General features: G+C 53.0%; 6 protein-coding genes. 1 reads left to right on the top strand and 5 read right to left on the bottom strand.

The features are described from left to right. The 5 genes from PHI12_10270 to PHI12_10250 form a co-directional block, all read right to left on the bottom strand. The coding region (locus PHI12_10270) for a MoaD/ThiS family protein (protein MDD5511179.1) at positions 1-202 on the bottom strand (202 nt) is incomplete at its 3' end. Then, entirely contained in the window at positions 199-945 is a 747-nt protein-coding gene (locus PHI12_10265; GenBank protein MDD5511178.1) for a HesA/MoeB/ThiF family protein, read from the bottom strand. The genes PHI12_10265 and PHI12_10270, both read right to left, overlap by 4 nt. A 21-nt stretch (positions 946-966) precedes the next feature. Further along, positions 967-2286 (bottom strand): histidinol dehydrogenase, encoded by a 1320-nt coding sequence (gene hisD / locus PHI12_10260; GenBank protein ID MDD5511177.1) that lies wholly within the window; start codon positions 2284-2286, stop codon positions 967-969. 1 nt (position 2287) lies between these two features. Next, positions 2288-3715, bottom strand: coding sequence for an ATP phosphoribosyltransferase (gene hisG / locus PHI12_10255; GenBank protein MDD5511176.1), 1428 nt, complete (start codon positions 3713-3715; stop codon positions 2288-2290). Further along, positions 3690-4952, bottom strand: coding sequence for a HisS family protein (locus PHI12_10250; GenBank protein MDD5511175.1), 1263 nt, complete (start codon positions 4950-4952; stop codon positions 3690-3692). Before PHI12_10250 ends, hisG begins: the two co-directional genes overlap by 26 nt. 191 nt (positions 4953-5143) lie before the next feature. Here PHI12_10250 and PHI12_10245 point away from each other — a divergent pair, with 191 nt between their 5' ends. After that, a complete protein-coding gene (locus PHI12_10245) occupies positions 5144-6463 on the top strand; it encodes a nodulation protein NfeD (GenBank protein MDD5511174.1) in 1320 nt (439 codons plus the stop codon). Positions 6464-6474 lie beyond the last annotated feature (11 nt).

Raw genomic sequence — 6474 nt, 5'->3', positions numbered from 1 at the left:
GAATAGGCATGCGGTTCTTCATTATCTGAACACGCATCTTAAGCTTACCGGAATCATCGAAAACATTCTGACGACACCGGGGCGAATCACACAAGGTATCCAAAAGGTCCTTTATACTAGCCCCCCCACCCAGTTCAACCTCCCTCTCCCCCTCACCAAATACCTCCTTCAAGGAAGCAAAAAACTTTACCTTAACCTTCATAAGCTGACTCTACTACCACAGTCCCTACAATCCGGATTCTTTTCCAGCAGGACTTCGTCCATTTCCACCTTCAGTCCATCCCATATCAAGAGCCGATCCTCCAGAAGCTCCCCCATCCCAAGGATATATTTTATCACCTCACCTGCCTGAAGGCAACCGATAACACCGGGGGTTACTCCGACCACGGCGGGTGTGGCCGGCGGAGGAGCCTCGGGGAAAATACACCTCAAGCAGGCAGTATGGTCGGGGATAATGGTAGTCAACTGCCCGTAGAACCCCTGGACGGCACCATGAAAGAAAGGGATTTTTCGGGACAACGCCGCCCTGTTCAACACGTAACGGGTGCTAAAGTTGTCCATTGCGTCGACAATCATATCATAATCAGCAACAAGCTCTTCGACATTGTCTTTATCTATCGTCGCTGAGATAACCTCCAGCTTAACGTTGGCATTCATCTTCTCCAGTTTTTCCTTCGCCGAGGCTACTTTTTCCCTGCCCACGTCGCCGTCCCAGTGTAGTATCTGCCGGTTCAGATTAGACAGCTCGACAATGTCGTTGTCAACCACCCTGATACTGCCGATGCCGGCTGCAGTAAGATACGCCAACACCGCAGAACCAAGACCACCCGCGCCGGCAACAAAGACCCTTGCTCTCTTAAGCTTCTTCTGGCCGTTCTTGCCGAAGAAGCTTATCTGCCTCCGGTATCTCGCTATCTCATTACCGGTTAATACACCAAGCACCATAAAACAGATAACCTCTGCGAATCACTTCCCGAGCCGCTTTTCCATAGCCCGGGCATGGGCCTCAAGTCCTTCGGCCCGAGCGATGACAACCGCAGCCGGACCGATTCTTTTGACATCAGAATCATCAAGACCGACAACATTGATAAACTTGACAAAATCACTCACATTGAGCGGCGAGCTAAACCGAGCCGTCCCCCCGGTAGGTAGAACGTGGCTCGGTCCGGCCACATAATCACCCAGCACCACCGTCGAACGCCCGCCGACAAAGACACACCCGGCATTAGAGATCTTATCCACCCAGCCAGCGGCACCGTTACCAACCAGGCAAAGGTGCTCCGGAGCGTACAGATTAGCCAATTCTATCGCCTCATCGATACCGGCTACCACTACTATCCTGCCACCAGTCCTTAAGGATTCAGCAACGATAGCTCTACGAGACAGTCCGGCCAACTGCCGCTCCACCTCAGCCTCAACCTCATCAGCCAGCCGGGATGATGTGGTTATCAGAATAGCCGATGCCAGCGGGTCATGCTCCGCCTGGGCCAAAATGTCGGCGGCACAGTAGCCGGCGTCAGCAGTATCATCAGCAATAATGATCACCTCGCTCGGCCCCTGCAGCCCGTCAATATCGACCGCCCCGTAGACCAGTTTCTTGGCTAAAACAACGAAGATATTACCGGGACCACAGATTTTATCCACCTTCGGTATAGACGCCGTACCGAAAGCCAGAGCAGCGACTGCCTGAGCACCACCAATGGCAAAGACACGGTCAACGCCGGCGATATCAGCAGCCACCAGGGTAGCCGGGGGAATCACACCGCCCGACTTTGGTGCCGATGCCAGGATAGTCTCCTTAACTCCGGCTACCTTAGCCGGTATAGCAGTCATCAGGACCGTTGACGGATAGGCAGCGGTACCGCCGGGAGCGTAAAGACCGACGCGCTCCAGGGGACGTATCAGCTGACGCAAGCCCCCCACGGTAAACCCCTTGCCGATGCTGTCTCTTTGACTGGTATGAAAAGATCTTATCCGCCCGGCAGCCAGCTCAAGCGCCGCCACCAGTCCGGAATCAACCTCTTGATAAGCACTGGCTATCCTTTGCCTGTCCACCTCCAGGCAGTCGAGCTCCACACCGTCAATCTTCGAGGTAAAATCAAGGAGGGCATCATCACCCCTGCTGCGTACCTCGGCGATAATATGCCTGACCGCCTGCTCCGGGTCGTCACAGCCGAACATCTCTTTCAGCTTCTGCTTAAGGAACGGCGAGACCTGATGAAAATCATCGGGAACCTGCCGCGACAACGCTACTTTTGCCAGTGAAAACCCGCTAATTCTCTCCAATTCAGACACCCCCCAAAGCAGCTCTCAGAGATTCAATAATCGAATACATCCTTTTTCTCTTGGCAGCGCTTAAGACGCCGCCGGGATGACTGATCAAACAGGCCGTCGACTGGAAGAGGGTATCAATAATCTTGAGGTTATTCTTAGCCAGCGTCTGACCGGTCTGTGTATTCTCAATCAACAGGTCGGCATCCTCCGGCAAGAAAGCCTCGGTAGCCCCCCAGGTAGGAACTATCCGGTATGAACCCAGGTGATTATCCCGGGCATATTTGTCGGCGATATTGACATACTCTGAAGCCACCCTGAACGACACCGATCGCTCGATACCGAGCTGCCGCAAGCCGTCTATATCGGATACCGGAAGGTCTTTGACTACTACCGCCACTATACTCACCCAGCCGAATTTAAGGTCAAGAAGCTCCTTTATCGGGCTGGAGGGAAACTGGTAAAGATGCTCCCTGACCCAGTCCCTACCGGTAATGGCAAGATCAAAGTTCCCGTTGGCTACCTGAAGCGGCATATCCTGCGGCCTGATTAACTTAGCCATCACCCCATCCAGACCGATGACCGGTCGTCGATTACCGGTCAAGGAGGGATAATCATCAATCTGAATGCCGGCCTTAACCAGAAGTTCAAGAGTAGGCTGTTGCTGGTGCCCGTCAGGCAAGGCTAAACGGACTGTATCGCAAGCCGCCGCCCCAGAGGAATTTTGAGCGACCACAGCCGGCGTCCTATTTTCCGGCACCGGAGAGGAGCCTTTCTTGCCGGAAGCAAGAGCCAGATTATCTTCAAGGGAGGCCAGCACCTCGCCCATATCCTTAGTCTCCCAGCTATCCTTATTGGCAATCAGAAAAGCGCTGTAACGCAGGGTCTCAATTAACGGCAGCAGACCGTAATCAAAATGGCTCTCCCCCACTCTTCCCGTAATAAGGGCCAGATCGGCGCTCTCCGGAGGATAGACCTCAGCCCCACCCCACAGAGGAAAAATGCAGAACCGTTTGAAACGGAGATTAAGCGCCAGAGACTCGGCAAGGTTAGGATACTCGCTGGCAATACGTACCGTACTCGCCCTTACGCCTATTTCGTCTAGGAAAGACTCCCCGCCGGAGATGCTGCCAACCAGATATAAAACGCCGCCTCCGTAGCCTAAGTCTTTTACCTTGACCAGAGCGCTGCTGGGATATTTGACCAGCAGCTCTTCAATCCAATCCAGCCCGCAGATCCCTAAATCATAGTTCCCTATCGCCACCTGGATAGGAACATCCTTCTCATGAAACACCTTGGCAGAGAGGTCAGGGAATCTATTCGAACCAAGACGATAGAGACGAGTATTTTTGTGGTATCCGCTTAAGCCCCATCCAGCACGCTGGAGCAGGCCCGCTGTCTCTTCCAGAAGCCGCCCCTTAGGCAGGGCTATCTTTATCGCCATTACTCTCACCCAGTAGAGTCAGAACCTCACCGGCAGTCTCAAGCTCAATATCTTTGATTTTAAGACTATCATGAATAACAAATGCAGGGACTTCACTGCGGACATCCAGCATCCACCTGAGATTGGATGGCTGCTGGCTCTCAAGCCAAAGCTCGACGATATAGCCCGCATCACGGAGGGAAGCGGTAATATCCAAACCCTTTTTGACCGCCTCCCGCTCAACCTTGACCAGGATCCTTTGCTCTAAAGGTCCCGCCAGAACGGCTGGCTCAACCAGATTCATCAGGCAGTCAAAGTAGAGGGCAAAGCCGGAAGCCGGAATATCCCCACCGCCCATCAGAGGAATCAGGGCATCATACCTTCCTCCCCCGCCTATCTTATCTCCGTCATAAAAGAGTTGGAAAATCACACCGGTATAGTACTCAAAGCCCTTGCCCGAGGTTATGTCAATCTGGTAGTCGCAGCCGACGGCATCAAGCAGTTCCACAACACTGATAAAATCATCAACAATAGGGACAAGCTCGGGTACACTCCGGCCAAGTAGAGACCTTAAGTTCTTCAGGAAACCGGGAGACCTTCCTTCAAGATCAAGTAGTGAAACCATCGCTCTACCCAGATCAGGCCTCTCTGCCCTTATGCGGGCAAAGGCCTCACTATCTCCATCCAGGATCTGGTCAAATATCATGGTCTGCTCCCTGTCGCTCAGCCCCAGTTCCGAAAGCAAGCTTCTCACCAGACCGGCGTGGGACAGCTTCAACTCCACACCCTTAATCCCCATCTTAGCCAGTACCTCTAAGGCCAGTAGGATCAACTCGACATCAGCAAGAGAAGAGCTTACTCCTATCAGCTCAACTCCCCCCTGCCACCTTTCCCTCGTCTCCTGGCCGGTCTCCTCAAACCTGAAGATATTGCTGGTATAGAAGAGTCTGGCCAGCTTCTTATTATCGGCAATATTGTCAATATAGAGCCGGGCCAACGGGATAGTGCCATCAGGCCGCAGTACCAGCCTCTGCCCACTCCAGCCATCCCAGTCGAGGAAAGAATATACCTTACTCAACATGCCGGGCGTCAGCGTCCCCGTCGAGGTAAACAGGTTCAGGTATTCGAGAACCGGAGTCTTTACCTCTTCGTAGCCCCACTTAAGACAGCACCGCCGGAAAGCTTTCTCGACGAAGCGAAAGCGTAACATCTGATCCGGGGTCAGGTCCCGGCTGCCTTTACACCTCTGGACTCTCACGGTATACCTTCCATCAAGTTTAGTATGTAGATTCTATACCAAACTTACCCGGCCGTTCAAATATGAGAACAATAGTTAAATAATGTTTATCAGATTAATCATAAATAACGAAGCGCCGGTCTGTTTACATTGGATACACAATCAAGATATAATTCACTAATATGGGGTATGTTACCCTAATGGGTGTGTTTGTGCCAAAAACTATCCGTCTTGCACTACTAATAGGAGTATCGACTATCGCCGCTATCGCCATCGCCACTACCGGCGGAGTTCAAGCAGCCGATAACCGAATTGATGTGCTCCACGTCGATGGAACCATCACACCGGTCACCGCCAACTACATTGACCGCGGCATCAACCAGGCTGAGCAAGAAGGCGCCGTTGCCTGCATTATCGAGCTGGACACGCCTGGTGGACTGGACACTGCTATGCGTGATATTGTCCAGGATATCGTCAGCGCCGAGATTCCGATAGTGGTATTTGTCTCACCTTCGGGAGCAAGGGCAGCCTCAGCGGGAGTATTTATTACTATGTCCGGCCATATTGCCGCCATGGCACCGAACACGGCCATCGGCGCCGCGCATCCGGTAGCCATCGGCACCGATGGGGAAGCCGCCATGTCAGAGGAGATGGAGGAAAAGGTCATCAATGACGCCGCCGCTTATATCAGAAGCATTGCCGGAGGGCACGGACGCAACATGGAGTGGGCGGAAAAAGCGGTCAGGGAGAGCGTTTCCGCTACCGAGAAGGAAGCCCTCGAGCTTAATGTTATCGACATCGTTGCTACTGACCTGGGAGACCTGTTCTCTCAGCTTGACGGCAGGCAGATAACCATGCTCGATGGCAGTACGATTATCCTCCATACGGAAGGGGCTAGGACCAACCACAACCCAATGAGTAATATCGAAAGCTTTATGCTCGCCATCAGCGACCCCAATATCGCCGTCATTCTGCTCAGCCTGGCCATACTCGGCATAACGGTGGAAATATACAGCCCCGGGCTCATCTTCCCCGGTGTTTTTGGGGGCATCTGCGCCTTTCTAGCCGCCTACTCCCTGGGCTTCTTACCGATAAACTACGCCGGTATTGCACTGCTCGCCCTGGCCGGCGGTCTGTTTGTCGCTGAGATATTCACTGCCAGCTTCGGAATATTTACAGCGGGAGGCATAGCCTCACTGGTTATTGGCCTCCTAATTTTATTCAGCGGGAGGCCCACATTGTTTCAACCAGACCCATGGTTAGTACCAACCATAGCAGCGGTAATCGGCAGCATCACCGCCTTCATCGTCTACCGGGTGGTCCGGAGCCACCGGCGGCAGGCAGAAACAGGAAGAGAAGAACTGATCGGTAAGACCGCCACGGTCAAGGTAATACTCAACCCGAAAGGCACAATTCTCTACAAGGGCGAACTCTGGACAGCAATACTAGACCAAGGCCAGGCGAAGCCTGGAGAGGAGGTGATTATAACCAAGTCTGACGGCCTGACTCTCCACGTAAGCAGAAAACAATAAAATTGAAAATT

Source organism: Dehalococcoidales bacterium, assembly GCA_028716225.1.
Classification (GTDB): domain Bacteria; phylum Chloroflexota; class Dehalococcoidia; order Dehalococcoidales; family UBA5760; genus UBA5760.
Note: the sequence above shows the minus strand (reverse complement) of the source record. Positions and strands in the feature narration are given on the sequence as shown.